2 rRNA genes are annotated in these 984 nt (G+C 49.3%); both read left to right on the top strand.

The features are described from left to right. A 16S ribosomal RNA gene (locus ACFPXP_RS02860) occupies positions 1-106 on the top strand; the annotation flags it as partial. A 404-nt stretch (positions 107-510) separates the two neighbouring features. Further along, positions 511-984 (top strand): 23S ribosomal RNA (locus ACFPXP_RS02855); the annotation flags it as partial.

Raw genomic sequence — 984 nt, 5'->3', positions numbered from 1 at the left:
ATCGGAAGCGATGGCTGGGAGCCAGCCGCCGAAGGTGGGGCAGATGATTGGGGTGAAGTCGTAACAAGGTAGCCGTATCGGAAGGTGCGGCTGGATCACCTCCTTTCTATGGAGTATCGGATGACGCGGATCATCCATACCAATACAAGCGCAGTTCACTCGTTGTCAGTTTTGAAAGAGCAAAAGCTCTTTCACATGAGACGATGTTTCCAGCTTTTACAGGTTGATGAACACATCCGATCATGATATGATGTTCTTCCGCTGATGAGGCGGAGATCATCAAATGAATTGTTCCTTGAAAACTGGATAGCGAAAAAGTGTTAAGGCAATGCAAGTGTAGTATAGAAGTGATGCTTTGGCATCACGAACTTACTGCTTTAGCGAACGTTTTGGTGTGACCGACTTTTGTACGAAGTACAACGGGAGGGAGCAGCAAAACATGAGCGATAATGACTTTTATTTCATTGAATTCCTGTTGTAACGAACGTGAACCTTTGTTCGTTCCAACACTAAGNAGCTAGTAAGGGCACACGGAGGATGCCTAGGCGCTAGGAGCCGAAGAAGGACGTGGCGAACGACGAAATGCCTCGGGGAGCCGTAAGCAGGCTTTGATCCGGGGATGTCCGAATGGGGAAACCCGGCTGTCGTAACGGGCAGTCACTCATTCCTGAATCCATAGGGAGTGAAGAGGCAAACCAGGGGAACTGAAACATCTAAGTACCCTGAGGAAGAGAAAACAAAAGTGATTCCGTCAGTAGCGGCGAGCGAACGCGGATTAGCCTAAACCTTATACTTCGGTATGAGGGGTTGTGGGACGTCTCACATGGAGTTACAAAAGAGTACATTAGGTGAAGCGCTCTGGAAAGGCCCATCAGAGAAGGTAACAATCCTGTAGCCGAAAATGTGCACTCTCCGAGACGGATCCCGAGTAGTGCGGGGCACGAGAAATCCCGTATGAATCCGCCAGGACCATCTGGTAAGGCT

It is taken from the genome of Marinicrinis lubricantis, from assembly GCF_042658665.1.
GTDB classification, from domain to species: Bacteria; Bacillota; Bacilli; order Paenibacillales; family KCTC-33676; genus Marinicrinis; species Marinicrinis lubricantis.
This window is presented reverse-complemented; position numbering and strand designations above follow the sequence as displayed.